Source organism: Vibrio sp. CB1-14 (genome assembly GCF_040412085.2).
Lineage (GTDB): Bacteria > Pseudomonadota > Gammaproteobacteria > Enterobacterales > Vibrionaceae > Vibrio > Vibrio chaetopteri.
This window is the reverse complement of sequence record NZ_CP115921.1, coordinates 242,513-259,731: the sequence shown is the minus strand read 5'-3', so window position 1 is coordinate 259,731 and position 17,219 is coordinate 242,513. Positions and strand designations below refer to the sequence as shown.

The 17,219-nt window shown below is 46.5% G+C and carries 14 protein-coding genes; 7 read left to right on the top strand and 7 right to left on the bottom strand.

Annotated features, from left to right (window positions below):
- Nucleotides 1–68: 68 nt before the first annotated feature.
- The 4 genes from PG915_RS17295 to PG915_RS17280 all read right to left on the bottom strand — a co-directional run bounded on the left by PG915_RS17295 (nucleotide 69) and on the right by PG915_RS17280 (nucleotide 5,157).
- Nucleotides 69–332 (bottom strand): hypothetical protein, encoded by a 264-nt coding sequence (locus PG915_RS17295; protein WP_353499666.1) that lies wholly within the window; start codon nucleotides 330–332, stop codon nucleotides 69–71.
- A 440-nt stretch (nucleotides 333–772) separates the two neighbouring features.
- Complete coding sequence (locus PG915_RS17290) at nucleotides 773–2,098, bottom strand: LssY C-terminal domain-containing protein (protein ID WP_353499665.1); 1,326 nt, start codon at nucleotides 2,096–2,098, stop codon at nucleotides 773–775.
- A 97-nt stretch (nucleotides 2,099–2,195) separates the two neighbouring features.
- Complete coding sequence (locus PG915_RS17285; RefSeq protein ID WP_353500142.1) at nucleotides 2,196–2,924, bottom strand: glycosyltransferase family 2 protein; 729 nt, start codon at nucleotides 2,922–2,924, stop codon at nucleotides 2,196–2,198.
- A gap of 208 nt (nucleotides 2,925–3,132) precedes the next feature.
- The gene (locus PG915_RS17280) at nucleotides 3,133–5,157 is read right to left on the bottom strand and encodes an acetoacetate--CoA ligase (RefSeq protein WP_353499664.1); all 2,025 of its coding nucleotides are present in this window, start codon (nucleotides 5,155–5,157) and stop codon (nucleotides 3,133–3,135) included.
- Nucleotides 5,158–5,381: 224 nt separating this feature from the next.
- Between PG915_RS17280 and phhA the strand changes: the two genes are divergently transcribed.
- The 7 genes from phhA (at nucleotide 5,382) to PG915_RS17245 (ending at nucleotide 13,362) form a co-directional block, all read left to right on the top strand.
- Nucleotides 5,382–6,173, top strand: a complete 792-nt coding sequence (gene phhA, locus PG915_RS17275; RefSeq protein WP_353499663.1) for a phenylalanine 4-monooxygenase — start codon at nucleotides 5,382–5,384, stop codon at nucleotides 6,171–6,173.
- Nucleotides 6,166–6,501 (top strand): 4a-hydroxytetrahydrobiopterin dehydratase, encoded by a 336-nt coding sequence (locus tag PG915_RS17270; RefSeq protein ID WP_112460162.1) that lies wholly within the window; start codon nucleotides 6,166–6,168, stop codon nucleotides 6,499–6,501. Before phhA ends, PG915_RS17270 begins: the two co-directional genes overlap by 8 nt.
- 253 nt (nucleotides 6,502–6,754) lie before the next feature.
- Nucleotides 6,755–7,924 carry an efflux RND transporter periplasmic adaptor subunit gene (locus tag PG915_RS17265; RefSeq protein ID WP_353500141.1) on the top strand — a complete coding sequence of 390 codons (1,170 nt, stop codon included), beginning with the start codon at nucleotides 6,755–6,757 and terminating at the stop codon, nucleotides 7,922–7,924.
- Complete coding sequence (locus PG915_RS17260; protein WP_353499662.1) at nucleotides 7,917–11,042, top strand: efflux RND transporter permease subunit; 3,126 nt, start codon at nucleotides 7,917–7,919, stop codon at nucleotides 11,040–11,042. Before PG915_RS17265 ends, PG915_RS17260 begins: the two co-directional genes overlap by 8 nt.
- A gap of 287 nt (nucleotides 11,043–11,329) precedes the next feature.
- Nucleotides 11,330–12,391 carry a linear amide C-N hydrolase gene (locus PG915_RS17255; protein WP_353499661.1) on the top strand — a complete coding sequence of 354 codons (1,062 nt, stop codon included), beginning with the start codon at nucleotides 11,330–11,332 and terminating at the stop codon, nucleotides 12,389–12,391.
- Between the two features lie 92 nt (nucleotides 12,392–12,483).
- On the top strand, nucleotides 12,484–13,170 hold the full coding sequence (locus PG915_RS17250) for a hypothetical protein (RefSeq protein WP_353499660.1): 687 nt from the start codon (nucleotides 12,484–12,486) through the stop codon (nucleotides 13,168–13,170).
- Nucleotides 13,171–13,182: 12 nt separating this feature from the next.
- Nucleotides 13,183–13,362: a hypothetical protein gene (locus tag PG915_RS17245; RefSeq protein ID WP_353499659.1), complete on the top strand. Its 180-nt coding sequence runs from the start codon at nucleotides 13,183–13,185 to the stop codon at nucleotides 13,360–13,362.
- A 23-nt stretch (nucleotides 13,363–13,385) separates the two neighbouring features.
- On the opposite strand, the gene PG915_RS17240 is transcribed toward PG915_RS17245, so the two are convergent.
- The 3 genes from PG915_RS17240 to PG915_RS17230 form a co-directional block, all read right to left on the bottom strand.
- Entirely contained in the window at nucleotides 13,386–14,246 is an 861-nt protein-coding gene (locus PG915_RS17240) for an AraC family transcriptional regulator (RefSeq protein WP_353499657.1), read from the bottom strand.
- 169 nt (nucleotides 14,247–14,415) lie between these two features.
- Nucleotides 14,416–15,564, bottom strand: a complete 1,149-nt coding sequence (gene yiaY, locus PG915_RS17235; RefSeq protein WP_353499655.1) for an L-threonine dehydrogenase — start codon at nucleotides 15,562–15,564, stop codon at nucleotides 14,416–14,418.
- Between the two features lie 240 nt (nucleotides 15,565–15,804).
- On the bottom strand, nucleotides 15,805–17,124 hold the full coding sequence (locus PG915_RS17230; RefSeq protein ID WP_353499654.1) for a BamA/TamA family outer membrane protein: 1,320 nt from the start codon (nucleotides 17,122–17,124) through the stop codon (nucleotides 15,805–15,807).
- Nucleotides 17,125–17,219: the final 95 nt, after the last annotated feature.

Below are 17,219 nucleotides of genomic sequence, written 5' to 3'. Positions count from 1 at the left end.
TTTGAAATGAGCCCGTGATTCAATCTCCGTATTGAGTCACGGGCTTTTTAGCATCGAATGGCTAAGAATTACAATTTGTCATTTCGTTTGCTCTGCTGGCGGATGTAATCGCCAAACTCATACTTTCTTTCTTGATGTCCTACCTGATAAAGCTCGCTTTCCGTGCGCTGCTGCGAGTAACTTGACGCTTTCATAGAGCCTTTTCCGACTCTTAACATGTTATCGACAACGCGTTTAAAGAATGAATCAATGCGTCTACCGTACATTTGAAGAACGCCTAGCATGCTGCAAAAGCTCATCGCTAAAGCGACAGTCCAGTGTATTTCAATCATGCCAATCCTCCACGAAGTGAAGAAAGTGTCTTTAAAGTGCGGGTGGGAGAGGGTTGGCGAGCAAGTAAAAGAGCAGGCTCTTTCATAGAGGTTTGAGGAGACAAAGCAGCTTGGATAGGTGGCGCTGCAGGTTGTGGGCGCGTTGAGCTGCGCAGTTGGTTTGGATCGCTTGTAGATGCGAAACGGGCCAAAGTGATCATTGAGTTTTATACCTTTATTATTTGGGCTGAACTTTGCAAAAACTGAGCATGTCTTTGCTGAAAGTGAATATAAGGTATACGGCTTTGTAACATCAATGTGGCTGAAATTAGTTGATACAATCCGTCACACTGCTAAATGCTAATTAACCAGCCGTCGATGTTTGACACGGCTGATTAATCTCTTTTGTGATTGTATACAAATCTGCGGGTGACAGGATTGGATTAACGATATTGTTGGGACTAGGGAACATAGCTCATCGAGTTAAAACCAACACTCTCAGTGGGTTGTAGATTGTTTACATACGATGCATGCTCTGAGACGATTAATACTTGTCCGTCGGTAAAGTAGTCATGCTGTCGGTTTTTGGAGGTAACACTCGCTAGGGGAATGTTTTCGGCATTCCAACGGTCATTGAGTCGAAACACATCGGTTTTTAGCTGATCACGCTCAATGTCCACATTCGGTGAGACCGAATGAAGGAGCGTTAGAATGCCGCCATACGGCGTCAATGTAAGACCATCATCATAGCTTAGGGCACCGACCCAAACAGTTTGTTGGGTTTGTGAATCTATCCCAGCCTGCCACCAACGAATGTGTGAGCGATGAGTAAGGGTTCCCGGCAGTTGAAACGCTAAATGTTGTGGCTGACCATTCCAAAGTAAATCCGAAACGGGTGGTGTACTCTGTTGCAGCAACTGCACATAATCACTGAGCTCGATATCACTTCGTGAGAACGTCTTGTTTTCAATCCAGCCTAACTCACCCATTAAGTCTTTCGGGGATTCGCCCAAATAAACCACATTGACTGCTTGCGCTGAATAAACGGTGGATTGACCCGCGTACACACGATAATCAAGCTCCGATAAAGTAACTTCGGTTGGGACAGCATGCGCTAGAGGGACGACCTCGTTGTCACTCCACCAAAAAAAGTGTGAGTAATTGAGCGCCAGCATACCACCAAGAAACAAACTAGACGCCTTCAACCATGAATAGCGCCATTGTTTTTTGAAGCCAAAATAGAGAAGCGCCAACGATACTAGTGACAGACCCAAAGAGTACTTGTGCTCAGAAACAAACGTTGCGGCTTCATTCAGCATAGGTACATTGTCAACGCCAGCAGCAAGCAAATATCCCCAGGTAACAAACTGACCTACACCGAGTACTAATCCAACGAATGCGTAGGCAGAGAATTTTTTCCAGCGAATGTGATTCGCTCCTGCCATAAAAGGCACAACCCAAGCGATAGGGCCAAGCAGGCGAGCAAACGCGATAACCCAAAAGGCATTTCGGTTGATAAGAAGACGACAGCGCGCTAAAGGACGGCGAATCTTAGGCTGCCAGCGGAGCAAGGATTTTTGTGCATTGAAGCCGTAATGACGCCCGATAAAGAAGCTAAGTTGGTCGCCAATTAGGCCTCCGAGTAGTACCGCAGCGACAGCCATGTATGCGCCCGAATAGAGCTGATATCCAGCCGCTATCATAAATGGTTCACCCGGTACGACTAAGTTTGGCCCAATCAATGCGTCTAGAAGTGACCCTACAAACAGTCCTAATGTTTCAAACATACCCAATCCCTATCTACTTTATCTCCAGCGACCTGTTGTGCTGTACTTACCTTTCTTTGCTGCTCTAGCATTACTGATGTGTCTTACTGTTTTTGGCCTACTGCTTCTGATAATGGCCAAACTGGTATTCCATTTCGTTGTTGCGCATTTCACCAAATAGGAATCGGCGAACATTGGCTTTTAGGTAGGTAAAACCCATTTTGAAGAAACCATCTTGCTCGAGGCGGCGCGGATCAAACTGAAAGCTGATCGGTAGAAATCGAAAACGCCAGGTTCTGGACGCTTTTTTGACGTAGTGGCAGTCTTCACAAAGCACGATTTCTTCGTCAAACCCACCGATCTCTTGGTGAACACGTTTGGTTGAAAAAATGCATGCTCCAACAGCAGTTGGGAAGAAAAATTGCGTGGTAAACAATCCAGCATTGAATAGGCCATAGCCAACTTTGTAAGCAGGTGCTAAGTTGCGTGAACCCATATAGACACCAGCGACCTCAAGCTTCTCTTGTTCGAGTTTGTCGATGGCCTTTTGGAGGAAATCTTTGTCGAGACGAACATCAGCGTCCAAAAATAGCAAACGTTCATGTTTCGCTAGCTCCGCACCGGTGTTGCGACCTAAGCTCACGCCACGCTGAGACATTTGATGTACGGTTAGGCTCGGTAACGAAGCTTGATATTTACTGGCCACTTCACAAGTCAGGTCATCGCTATTTGAATCGACAACGATTACTTCAAAGTCTTGATAAGTTTGACAGCTAAGATCGCTGAGCAAGCGAGCGATACGTTTTTCTTCATTAAGGGTGATAACTACTACGCTAAGTGATTTCATCATTCTGTTCCTTTCGTTCAATAGTTCCATCGATAAAGGCCGCTTGGTTAGCTTGGTTAGATGGTGCGGCCAGTTGATGAAGCCAGTATCAGGGAGTGGCACTGAATGAAGAATGAGTGGAGAGTTCAGAATCGGTTCATGTAGATGAACAAGGCGCTTTACCGGCGTTGAAGCTTGGTAAAGCGTCGTGTATTCAGAGAGTTGACAGTTATACAGTGTGAGCGAACTGCGCGACCTCATCAAGGACGTGCGGGTTTGCGATCGCCCCTTTGTTCTTTATTTCTTGGCCGTGTAACACCTGTTTTACTGCTAGCTCTACCAACTTCCCAGATTTGGTTTTGGGGATCTCACTGATGGCGTAGATTTCTGATGGTACATGGCGCGGTGAGCATTGCGTTTTCAGTTGCTGTTTGATGGCATGCTGTAAATTATCATCCAGCACAGTGGACGGGGAAAGCTGCACGAATAGAACAATCTTTTCATCACTGAGATGCGTTCTGCCTACTGCGATAGAGTCTATAATGCCATCGAGCTGATTGACCTGCTGATAGATCTCAGCGGTACCAATGCGTACACCTCCTGGATTTAGTATTGCGTCACTGCGCCCAAAAAAGCGCATACCACCGTGTGAAGTCATCAAGACATCATCGCCATGACTCCAGCAGCGCGCGAAGTCTGCCCAGTAAGCGTTGTGGTAACGTTCACCATCGTCATTCCAAAAGCCAATAGGCTGGTTTGGGAAACTGTTAAGGCAAACCAGCTCACCACGCTGCTCTATGACAGATTCGCCATTGGTATTAAAGACTTGCACATCCAAGCCTAAACCAGCGGCTTGGCATTCACCGCGATAAACAGGGGATATAGGATTGCCAAGCACAAAGCAGCCGCAAATATCGGTTCCACCTGAAATAGAGGCTAAATGAAGATCTGATTTGATGGCTTGATAAACATAATCAAATTGCTCTGGATACAAAACAGAGCCTGTAGAGCAAAGGGTTCTAAGGTGGGTAAGTGCAAACTTCTCACTAGGGATAAAGCCGTTTTTTTCTATCGCTTCCAGATACTTAGCGGCAGTACCAAACAAGGTTACTGACGTGCGACTGGCCAGTTCCCATAGTACGTTTTCCGTGGGGTAAACAGGATTGCCATCATAAATAACCAAGCTTGCCCCACTTGCTAGCGCTGAAACATGCCAGTTCCACATCATCCAACCACAAGTGGTGTAATAGAACACCCGATCGTCAGCTCGTACATCACAATGTAGCTGATGTTCTTTAAGATGATTTAAGGTAATGCCGCCAACAGAATGAACAATGCACTTAGGCTTACCCGTTGTTCCGGACGAATAGAGGATGAACAAAGGAGAGTTAAACGGAACGCGATGAAAGTGAACAGGTTCACTTTGAAAGTCACCAATGACGGATTCCCATTCGATATTGATGGCATTGTCGGTATTGATTTGAGAACAGGTCGCTATTGAGGGGTCGCTCTGACCGAGGTGCTGGTATCCCACAGTGCAAACGTGGCTAACAGATTCAATTGCATTTGAGATGGCGCTGTTCTTATCTGTCATGGAGAACGATTTACCGCCAAATTGGTACCCATCCACGCAAAACAGCACCTTGGGTTTCACTTGTTCAAATCGCTCAATAACGCTTTCCGCGCCAAAATCCGGCGAGGTCGATGTCCAAATAGCACCTAGACTGGTCGCTGAGAGCATAGCAATCACGGCATAGGGAGAGTGGGGGAGATAGCCAGCCACGACATCGCCTTCTGCTACGTTGATGCTTTGAAGCCACTGCTGCATGATGGACACGTGCTCAAGGAGCAGCTTCCAAGTGTATTGCTCAACATGGCCTTGCTCGTTTTGAAATAAAATAGCGACCTTTTCAGGGTTTTTACTCCCATAATCGAGTAGATTTTCTGCATAATTCAGCTTCGCCTCAGGAAACCAGACAGTGTCTCTCGCGGGTACGACATCACTCCATACCGCCTCCCCAAGCTGGGTCGTTTGACCTTGTTTCGAGCCCACAACGCCGCAAAAATCCCATACTCGTTGCCAAAAATGCTCTGGATTATCTAGTGTCCATTGATGCAACTGTTGATAGTCAGAAATGTTTAAGGCGGGTTTGTCTGCAACGAGTTCATTGATGAATCGCTGTATATGACAGTGAGCAGCGCGAGTCGCGTTAGGTGTCCATAGAGCTTGAGAGGAAGTAGGCTTTGTTAACATTATTGATACACTCGTCCTTGATATTATTATGAGTTTAATTTTTGTTGCTTTCGGTGGGCTAGTCAAACTTAGCGGCCAAATTCAATTAATTGAATTTAAAGTTAAAAATACACATATGTAAAATTTATGTTACACGCGAAGTGCGAGTGTCATTTAGAGAGGTTATTGTCAGGCCAAAACCAAACACATAGGCTTAATGTAAAGAGTTTGTTAAGGGAAATGGCATGGCTCAGTATGTATCTAACCCTGTGAATGAGCAGGGATTAATCGATTGGAGCGAAGAAGAAAACCGCATTTGGCATGATCTTGTTGAACGCCAACTGGATTTAGTCAAAGACAGAGCGTGCAAAGAGTACTTGCGCGGACTTGAACTGCTTGATTTACCGCTGGATAGAGCGCCTCAGCTAACTGAAATTAACAGCGTGTTGCAGCGTGAGACTGGCTGGCAAGTGGAGCCTGTTCCAGCGCTGATCGACTTTGATCGCTTCTTCGAGCTGTTAGCGTCACGAAAGTTCCCTGTGGCGACGTTTTTACGTTCTCGAGAAGAGTTTGACTACCTTCAGGAGCCAGATTTTTTCCATGAAATCTTCGGGCACTGCGCTATGCTGACCGATCCTGATTTCGCCGAGTTTACCCAGCATTATGGAAAACTTGGCTATCAAGCGAGCAGCAAGCAGAGAGTCTACCTGGCGAGATTGTATTGGTTTACCGTCGAGTTTGGTCTTGTTGAGCAAAACGGCGATTTAAAAATTTACGGGGGCGGTATTTTATCATCTCCGGGTGAGACTCTGTATGCACTTGATGACGAAAGGCCGCTACGCCAAGCCTTTAGTGTCGATAACGTGTTAAGAACGCCATATCGAATCGACATTATGCAGCCGACTTACTTTGTGCTGGACGACATTCGCCAGCTGTATGAACTAAAACAACAGGACTTGAGTCAAGACGTCGCACGAGCGATGGAATCGGGCTTACTTCCTCCACTTTTTGAACCAAAGGACATGACACATGCTTAATGAACTACGCTGCGAAGCCTGCAGCAGTGATGCAATTGCACTGGGTAAGGATGAACAACAGCAGTTACTAACAGAGCTTAATGATTGGCAAATTATAGAGCGTGATGGTATCCCGCAACTTGAGAAGCATTATAAGTTTAAGAACTTTAAGCTCGCTTGGGCGTTTTCAAACCAAGTGGCGGAGCTGGCCGAAGAAGAGTTCCATCACCCAACAATCACGCTGGAGTGGGGCAAGGTGACAGTGACTTGGTGGAGTCACTCTATTAAAGGGTTGCATCAAAACGATTTTATCTGTGCAGCCAAATGTGACGGTTTTATCGCTCAGTAAACTCCATATCTTCAATACAAGATCCTCGCTTCACGCGGGGATTTTCTGTTTTTGGGGAATAGGGGCACTTTGTTTTGGGTCAGAAAGGAAATGTCACACTTTGCATGTCAATTACTGTATTGGTAAGAAGTCGATGTGAGTCAAAAAAGATGATGAAACCTTACAGTTTATATCAATTAATATGCGTACAATGGTTATAAACCTCAAGCGTACAGTTATTGAGGTACGTTGACTAAAGAACACTATAAGGGACATTATGTTCAAGCGCAGTATTAAATGGATACTCCCCTTCGCAATCTTAGGCGTGGCGGGTGGCGGTTACTTCTTAGTTCAAAAGACTGCACCAGAAGTTGAGACAGAAAAAACGCTCGACACCACACCTCGTGTCAAAACCCAAATTTTGCAAGCGCAGACTCATCAAGTGCAGATTTCGAGTTTCGGTGAAGTCGTACCTTTAGAGCGTACAGCATTGTCTACACAAGTTTCAGGTGAAGTGACCAGCTGGCACCATAACTTCCTTTCAGGCGGGGTGGTTAAACGCGGTGAAGTTCTGTTCACCATCGAGAAAGATGACTATCAAGCCGCGGTTCTGCAAGCTCAAGCAGAACTTGCCCAAGCTCAAGCTACTCTCATCGAAGAGCGTGCCAAAGCGAAAGTTGCAGAGCGCCAAGCTAAGAAAATCAAAGATACTCAAGTATCGGATCTTTATCTTCGTATCCCACAAGTATTAAGTGCAGAAGCCCGTGTGAAATCAGCGCAAGCAGGGCTGCGTCGTGCCAATCGCGACCTAGAAAATACTGAAGTTGAAGCGCCTTACGATGCATTAGTGGTGTCTCGTAATATCGGTGTTGGTCAGTACATTACCGCAGGCTCTCAGGTAGCGGAAATCAATAACATTGAACACGCAGAAGTCATGGTGCCGATCGCTGGATTCGACGCGCCATTCTTACCGAAAGACATCGTGGGCGTCAGCGCTGAGATCATTGCTAAAGGTCGTATTGAGGCGATTCGAGAAGGTCAAATTGTTCGTGACTTGGGGGTGGTAGATAGTGCTACACGCATGGTGAACATGGTGATTCGTATTGATGACCCTTATGGCCTTAAATCGAATCTGACCCCACTGCCGTTTGGCTCTTATGTTGAAGTCCAGTTTAATGGCCGAACAGTCGATAACTTATTTCAAGTGCCTCAAGAGCTTGTTATAGATGAGCGAGTGTGGGTCGTGGATCCAGAAGATAAACTGATTCCAAAGCCTGTACATGTGCTTCGTGAGGAGCAGGCCAACTTCTTTATCGATTCAGGCATTGAAAACGGTGACGAGCTGGTATTGACGGTACCAGAGTTTCCGCAGATTGGTATGACCGTCATTCGGGTCAACGACGAAGCAGATGTGTTGGCGCAGCAAGGAGAGACCAGTGAGTAACTCGACCCAGCGCGGTATAATTGCTCTGTTCGCCAACAATTCGGTGGCAGCCAACTTGTTGATGGCGTTTGTACTCATTATGGGTACGGTCAGTTACTTTCTGATCCAGCGCCAAATGTTCCCCAACTTTGAAATTAACTACATTCGTGTGACCGCGTCCTACCCGGGTGTGTCTGCGCAGGAGATCGAAGAAACCATCCTTATTAAAGTGGAAGAGTCACTCAAGGATGTCACCGAAATTAAAAAAGCAGTCACGGATGCGTATCGCGGTGGTGGTCAAGTTACGCTGGAAATCGATACTAAGGCGGATCTTCCCGAGGTACTCGACAGGGTTAAGCAGCGTGTTGACGGCATTGCCAGTTTCCCAAGGGCAATGGAGCCGATAAAAGTCACGCAAATCGAGTTTAAACAAGATGTAATTGGCATGGTGCTGTCGGGCAATACTTCGTTGACCGAACTCAAAACCATTTCTAAACAAGTCGAGAAAGAGTTACTGCAACTGAGTGATGTGTCGTTGGTCGAAGTTAGTTCGCCGCCGGATGAAATCGGCATTGAGATTCACCCTGATGAGCTTCGTACCTATGATCTCACGCTGGACGATGTGGTGTCGGCGATTCAAAAATACTCCGCCAATTTCTCAGCAGGGCAAGTGCGAACCAATACTGGCTTGGTTTCTATTCGTATTGAAAACCAGTACTACGACGGCTATGAGTTCCGCCAAATCCCTGTCAAACTCGGTGCTAATGGCTCGAAAGTGTTGCTCGGTGATATAGCCACCATCAAAGATGAGTTTACCGAAGGACAGCATTACTTTAAGTTCTCGGGTGAGAATGGTATTTATCTCACGGTAAAAGCCACCAAAACTCAGAACATGGTACCGGTAGCAGAAACGGTTCAGCGCTACATAGAAGCTCGCAACCAAACTTTGCCGCATGGGATCCAAATCCATACCTTGATGGACATGACCTATTACCTCAACGCTCGTCTTGACATGATGCTCAAGAATTTGATGCAAGGTGCGGTTTTGGTCGCGGTATTGCTCACTATATTCTTACGTTTTCGCCTAGCAATGTGGGTAATGGTCGGGTTGCCGGTTTGTTTCCTTGGTGCGGTGATGTTGATGCCGCTGTTTGGCGTAAGTATCAATATCATTACTTTGTTCGCCTTTATCATGGTGCTCGGTATCGTGGTCGATGATGCCATCGTCATAGGTGAGAGTGTGTACACCGAGGTAGAGAAGAACGGAGGCGGTGTGACTAACGTGGTGCGCGGTGCTCAGCGTGTTGCGACACCTGCTACCTTCGGTGTGTTAACCACCATCGCGGTGTTCGTTCCGTTTTTATTCTCAACCGGCCCCGAGAAAGCGTTTTTCTATGGCTTGTCGATAGTCGTTATCTTCTGTCTCATCTTTAGTTTGATTGAATCAAAGCTAATTTTGCCTGCTCACTTGGCACACACTAGATTCACACCAGTGAAAGAGAATAGCTACCGAGCTCGGTTTAACCGCGCGTTCTTTAAGTTCGTCCACGGCCCCTACAAGCGTACAGTGAGCCAATGTGTGGAATGGCGCTGGTCGGTCATGGCGGGATTCATTGCCATCTTGGTAGTGAGCGCAGCCATGGTGACGTCAGGGCATGTGAGAATGATTCCAAGCCCGAAAGTACCGTCTGATTTCCCTATGATCAGAATTGAAATGAACAGTAATGCTTCAGATGAGCAAACTATTGATGCGTTGCTGACTCTGGAGAAAGTGGTTAAAGCGGTTGATAACGACATCCAAGATGAATTTGGCATGCCGGTCATTCGCGACATGATGACCATTAATACCAGTCGAACTGAAGGCATGCTCATCTTACCGCTAGTGGATGAGGAAGTACGTCCTGTTGATGCGTTCGAGCTCTCTCGCCGCTGGCGTGAAAAGCTGCCGACCATCGTTGGACTAAAGTCCATTGTGATTAATGACAATGTGGCTGGTGGTGATGACGGTGATGAGTTTGGTTATCTGCTTTATGGACCCGATATGGAGGTGCTTAATGAAGCAGGAAGAGAACTCATTTCCAAGCTGCAATTGCAAACTGGGCTGTTTGATGTCAGCTCATCAATGGATACAGGCAGCCGAGAAGTACAGCTTTCTTTAAAACCTGTGGCCTACGATCTTGGATTGGATCTAGCCAGTGTTGCGGCGCAGGTTGGTGGTAGCTTTTATGGTGGTGAGGCACAGCGTGTGTTGAGAAACACAGAAGAAGTTCGCGTGATGGTTCGTTATCCTAAGCTGACCCGTGAAGCCTTTTCTTCACTTCGCTACGCGTTGATCACTACACCGTCGGGTAAGAAAGTAATGCTCGGCGATGTGGTGGAAATTGAGAGTAAACCGGGCATCAACCAAATCCGACGCGAAAATGGCTTTAGAACGGTTTACATCTACGGTTCTATTGACGAGACGGTTATCGAGCCAGATAAAGCGGTGAAGAACATCGAGGATAATGTCCTGCCAGAGCTCAAGGCGATGTTCCCAGAAGTGACTACCGAGCTTGGCGGTACGATTGAAGAGCAGCAAAAGCAATCGGCGGAACAAATTGTATTCTTTGTTGCGGGTATGATTACGGTTTATATCCTGCTTGCGGTGCCGCTCAAAAGTTATGCTCAACCGCTGATCATCATGTCGGTTATCCCATTTAGCCTGACCGGGGCGATCTGGGGGCACTATTTCTACGGTTTGGATATGTCGATGATGTCGACGTTCGGCCTTATCGCGGCAGCGGGGGTAGTGATCAACGACTCGTTGGTGATGACCGATTACGTCAACCAAATCAAAGCTCGCTGCGATTGCGCCAAAACCGCAGTTGTTGAGGCCGGATGTGCCAGGTTTAGGGCGATCACCCTCACGTCAATCACAACCTTCTTTGGTGTTCTGCCAATTATGTTTGAGACCAGTTTGCAAGCTGCGTTCGTCAAACCTATGGCCGTCGCGCTAGGGTTTGCGGTTATGTACGCCACGGTAGTGACCTTGATTGCCGTGCCATGCTTGTATGTGATTTTGGAAGATATTGGTGGGGTGTTCCGTAAGGTGAAAAGGCTTTACTTCCCGCTAAAACAACCTGCTGCTGAGCGCAGCTAATTCTCTTCTTGATAGGCTCGGTGGGTTCTAACTCCCGAGCCGATACCAACTTAATTCCAGATAATACCTATCAAAATACCTTGCTTACTTAGTGAGTTATTAAAATTTAACTCTTTATTTATCAATGTATTGTAAATAATTTCTTTAAGTCAAAGTTGTCCATGTATTCGATTTATAAATAGTTACTGCTTTGAGTAAGTCAGCACTAATTCATAAAGTCCCTACCGGAAAAGCGAGGACATCTTATCGTTTGATGTCTGGAGTTTGGTTAACAAAGGTGACTGACAATGAAAAAAACAGTGATTGCGCTAGGTATTGCTGCCGTAGCAAGTTCGGCTTTGGTGAGCACAGCAAGCGCTTGTTCGAGAATTACGCTAGATACACCTTATGGCGTGTCCCAAGTTCGCACCCTAGATTGGGGTGAGAAATTAGGAACGGTGGCGATTGTGACACCGAAAGGAACGAAGGTTGAGACCAAAGACGTACCTTCTTACCAAAAGGCAGCGTCGTGGACTGTGAAGTACCCAACGCTGAACCTGGAAGAGCGCGAAGTATTTGTCGATACCTCAGGTGAAGCAATCAACAGTGAAGGTCTGTCAGCGTCTACTCTCTATATGTATGATTCACAAGCTTTCATCAAAGACTATCAAGACACGGGTGCGCCTGCTGTGAACTGGGGTGACGCTGCGGCGTTTATGGCTCAGAACTTTAAGACGGTTGCTGACGCTGTGGCGGCATTTGAGGCGAATGAGTTCCAGTTTGCTTGGGCGGATGGCATTCATGGTACTCAACACGGTTTGCATATTTCTGTGCAAGATAAGTCGGGTGATATTGCTTTGTTTGAATTGAATCAAGGCGGCGAAATGGTGGTATATCACGGGTCAGTGAACGATAAGCTGCGTGTGATGGCGAATGCACCTTTGCAACAGTATCACGACCAAAATGCCGAAAAGATTGGTGATATGACGGTAGTCGAGAACGGCTTCAAGATTGGCTCTTCAATTGCGTCATCGGAGCGTATGCTGCGAGGCCTATACAACACTGCACATGTAGAGTTCTCTGATACAGCAACATGGGCACAAACTGAGGGCAAGCTGCAGTCTACTTTTGATGCGGGCAATTTGGTACCTCAAGACATTATTGATCCTACCAATGGTGAAACGTACGCCACGTGGATCCAGTACACCTATAACTTAGAGAACGGCTCATTCAAGATGCGTAACTTTGATACGTATAGTGAAATTCGTATCGATCTGAACGATTTAGCAACCATTTCTCAAGTCTCCTGCGCCGACTTGGTTGAACAAGCAGAAGTTTCTGGCACTGCAACCTTTACTCCTTGCCAATAAGGGCAACTTTGCCCTGAGGGTGCCATTACTCAGGGGGAAGTCAATCCACGGACGACCTAATTAAAGGGACTTATGTTTAATTAGGTAACTTCATGAAAAAAATACTATTCACTGTCGCGTTGTGTGCGATGACAGCAGGCGCATTCGCGTCAAATTCGACGCTTGCAGAAACTGCGGGTGAGGATATTAACTACGGCGATCCGACGGCTTCTTTTTCAACGTTTGGTGTTTCTCGCTCAGGGGATGCAACTCAGCTCAACGGTATGTTGGGGATAGGGAACAACATCTTCCAACTTGATCTAGGTATAGCGGACAAGAAAACCTCTGAGGGCAAACTTGACTATAACTATCGTGGACGCTATTTCCATGTTACCGATGGACTAGGTTTTAGCGTGGATGTTCTAGGGGATCGTAATAGCACAACTGCATTAGCAGGCATGATCTATAAGTTTCAGGTTACAGAGAATGTAATGCTTTTCCCTATGCTTTCTGTTGGTCGAACCGCTGCGGATGAAGCAGGAAAACAGACGTTTAAGTCGACGGTATATCAAGCAGGTCTCTATGGTATGTACGCTTTCGATGCTGGTCACTGGCTGTATGCTAATCCTAAATCAACTTACGTCCAACAAGCAAAAGAGTGGGTACCTCAGGTAGAAATCGGTGGTGGCTATATGGTTTCCGATGTCGTCTCAGTGGGTTTTAAAGTGGAACACACTGCAGAAACGGAATACCTAAAAAAAGACACCACAGGTTGGCTACAAGCTAACTACTACTTCTAATGAGGTGAGATCGTGGAAGACACAGTAGACATCGTCTCGATGTGTGTCATGGATGATCGCAGTTTTATTATGGCTTATTTGATTGGAGCGGCATCGATGGTGTTATGGTTTGAGTTTCGCAGGCTCGGCTCAAAGGCTAGACGCCAAGATGATGAAGCTAAGCAAGGATCAGATAAAACAACGGCTCCTTAGGGAGCCGTTGTTTTATTAATGGCTTAGTTTAGCCGAGTCATCATCGAGCGCTGAAATTGCTTAGGCGTCTGTCCAAACTCGTTTTTGAACAAACGAATAAAGTGAGAGATATTGTCATAACCTGTTTCGTAGGCAACATCGGTGACGGACATCGAGGTTAAATAGCGCTTTGCCGCCTTTAAACGCAGTTGAGTTAAATACTGCTTCGGGTTTTGTTCCGTCATCAGCTTGAACTTCTGTGAGAAGCTCGACAGCGATAATCCCACTTCTTCTGCAACCTGAGACAGCGACAATTGCATGCCCTCTTGAGAGTTCATTAATCGTATCGCGCGCTTGATTGGATGTGATTGATTGCCATTGATAATGCTGTGGCAGGCGTTGTTACGAAGAAGCTCAAACACTAACTCTTGGCCTGTTAGGTCAATCAAAAAGTCCATTCCAGTTTCTTGTTCGCGAAGGATCTCTTGCATCCTCCCATGCAGCGCATTAACTCGCTTCTCAATCGGGTTGACGATAAAACCTTGTAAATCGAATGACTGTGAGGTGTCGAACTCCAAATAGTCGGACACTCGTTGCGCGACTTTCTCAATCAGTGGTTCAGTGAACTCATATACCAATGCCTTAGTGTATTCCGGCATCTTCATATGAATGTTGGAATTTGGTGGCAACAATACGAACTCATCGCTCTGATATTTAAACGCTTCTGACTGATTCACTTTTACAGATTTAGCCCCCTCAAGGATGGTGCAAAGGCGAGGGGCTTCGTATGAACGGTATTCGTCGTGAAAGTCTTTAGGGAGGTCGTAATAGAGCAAATTGATTTGACCTGCGCTCAGGGCATACTCTCGCTCTGCGATGCGACTAAAGTTGCTTAACGTGTGCATGAGTGGTGCTTTGCTCCTATTACGGTGTTGAATTCCATAATAGACAGGAGAAAATAGCACAACATTGATCTGTGTTAGTTAATCCCTCGCCATTTATAAAACAAAACTGCAGGCAAACGTTTTACCTGCATTTTTGAGATATGACTCGAAATTAGCGCTCTAAATGGTCTTATAGAGCGGCGGCTAGAATGCCAATAATCTCGTCATGTGTTGCTTGTTTCGGGTTAGTGAAACCACATGCATCTTTCAGTGCGTTTGCAGCAAGTACGTCGAAGTCGTCGCGCTTAACACCAAGCTCTTCTAGACCTGCTGGAATGCTTACGTCTTTAGATAGCTGACGAATCGCGTCCAAACCCGCGTCTGCGGCTTGCTCATCACTCATACCCGTTGTATCAACACCCATTGCACGAGCAACGTCTGTTAGGCGCGCTGGGGCAACTTGAGCGTTGTATTGCTGAACATGTGGAAGCAGTACTGCGTTACAGACGCCGTGCGGCAGGTCGTAGAAGCCGCCCAATTGGTGTGCGATAGCATGAACATAGCCAAGAGACGCATTGTTAAACGCCATCCCCGCCATAAACTGTGCATACGCCATGTTGTCACGTGCTTCTAGGTTATCACCGTTTGCAACCGCTTCACGCAGGTTGGCCTGAATCATCTCAATGGCTTTTATCGCTGATGCGTCGGTAACCGGTGTTGCTGCGATAGAGACAAAAGCTTCGATAGCGTGGGTCAGCGCATCCATACCCGTTGCAGCCGTAAGTGAAGCTGGTTTTGCTAGCATTAGCTCAGGGTCGTTTACAGAAACAATTGGCGTGACGTTTTTGTCTACGATAGCCATCTTAATGTGACGAGCTTCATCAGTGATTATGCAGAAGCGAGTCATCTCTGATGCTGTACCAGCCGTCGTGTTAATAGCAATTAGAGGCAATTGAGGTTTTATAGATACGTCCACACCTTCGTAGTCTTTGATTTCGCCGCCGTTTGTTGCGAGTAGCGCAATACCCTTTGCACAGTCGTGCGGTGAACCGCCACCGAAAGAGATAACACAATCACAGCCGTGCTCTTTCAGTAGAGCAAGACCATCGTTTACGTTCTCGATAGTTGGGTTTGGCTTAGTTTCGTCATAAACCACAGCAGCAACTTGTGCTTCATCTAGTAGCGTTGTCAGCTTATTCACTGCACCCATTTTGTTTAGAACGCCGTCCGTCACAATTAGTGCCTTTTGAAAACCGTGGCTTTCAATCGTTTTTACTGCGTCAGCTAGGCAACCAGCACCCATTAGGTTCAAAGATGGAATATAGAATGCGTTAGACATGTTCTACCTCGTTTAACTTTCAAAAATTATCAATTTCAAACCTATGAGTAGGTCTTACTATATCTTCTGAACTCAGATTATCAGTGGTCGCAATGGGCAAACTAGCGCTGGTTTTATAGAAATAGTCGATTTTTTAAAAGTGACTGAGGATGTGAAGCTTGTCGACTCGTAAGGCTGCCAGGAAATAGAAAAAGACCTCGATGTGCGAGGTCTTTGAGTCATAGTGCGAGAGAATGTGCTCTAAAAAGGATGATCAACCATGATCCAGAAGTTGGTACTCTCTGGCGATTTTGCTAAATCCGCTCGAACAACCAAACCTGCCATCAAAGCCCGTACTGAGCCGCCGGCATCGTACTTTAGGTCGGTGAGGAGTTCATTGGCGGTATAGGCAGAGCCCACTCGACCGACTTCTACAAAGCCAACAAGCTGAATCCAGTCAACGCGTAAGAAATTGAGCCACGAAACTTCTTTAAGAGGGTTGTAAGCCAAGGTGTAGCGATACTCCGCCGCGCCGTATAACACGGCTTTATCATGGAAACGGTTGTTATCGTAGCCACGTAATCGAGTGAAGCCGCCTAACGTTGCGCCCTCATTGTATGGTGGATTACCGTTAACCACTCGATTTCCTTGCTGATCGGTATTTACTTCCCAAGTTGGAGAAAGACCGGTCCAGAAGTTGAGTGCGATGATACGCTGTGATGCCCAGTCTGACTTTCCGAGCGAAAAATACTTGCTCATATCGAGCTCGTGAAATGACCATTGCTGCTTAGATTCAAACCAGCCCCAGTCATGAGAGGTCGCTACGTATTGACGGCTACCGTATGACGGGTTTGGTGCAAAGTCCGTATTGTCATAGAGAAGACCAAACTCCATGGCATGAATAGTGCCATCAAGCGTGCTAGGGCTAAACTCGAAAGATTGATAGCGGTTAAACTGGCGAGTGACGAAGATGGTCGAGCCACTTTCCATCGGATTCCACTCTTTGCCGCCAGAAGGCTCAGAAACCAACAAGCCATTGCGTATTTCGTAGTTCACACGACCATCATTTCGGGTTGCGCCAATTGGCAGTACATACTCCATTTTTATATCAAACCAGTTGGATGCGCCGTCAGCTTGGAAAAACTGTTGGTTTGAAGAGCCGTTGCTTCCCGGAAGAGGTGATCCAGGTGGATAGGATTCGGGGCCAGTAGTATATGCTCTTTGTTGAGGGTAATAGCCAAACATGCCATAGGCGCTCAAAAATACTCGCTCTGTACCAGGAATCATATAGTTCCATACGCCGCCAGCGATAGCATGGCTAGTATCACCACCAAACACGGTGCCACCAATGGTCATTTGGTCTTGGTGAATACCTTTAATCATTCCGCCGACACCCACGTTCAAGCCCATGGTTTCGGTGCTAAACAGGTAAGGTAAGACCATAGATTCACGGACTCCATCGGGAGTCTCTTGACGGTCAATTCGTGATTTTACGCTCGTTGGCACGGCTGCTTGCGCCAAAGTGGCATTGAGAGAGCATGTCAGCGCCGTAACGAGTCCTAATAGGCGACGATAAGTCATAGATGAGCGACTTCCTTGTAATTATGATTTTTATTTGCCGTTACATAGCCTAGCGTGATTTGTTGCGCGAGAGAATAAATAACCGAGACTTTGGT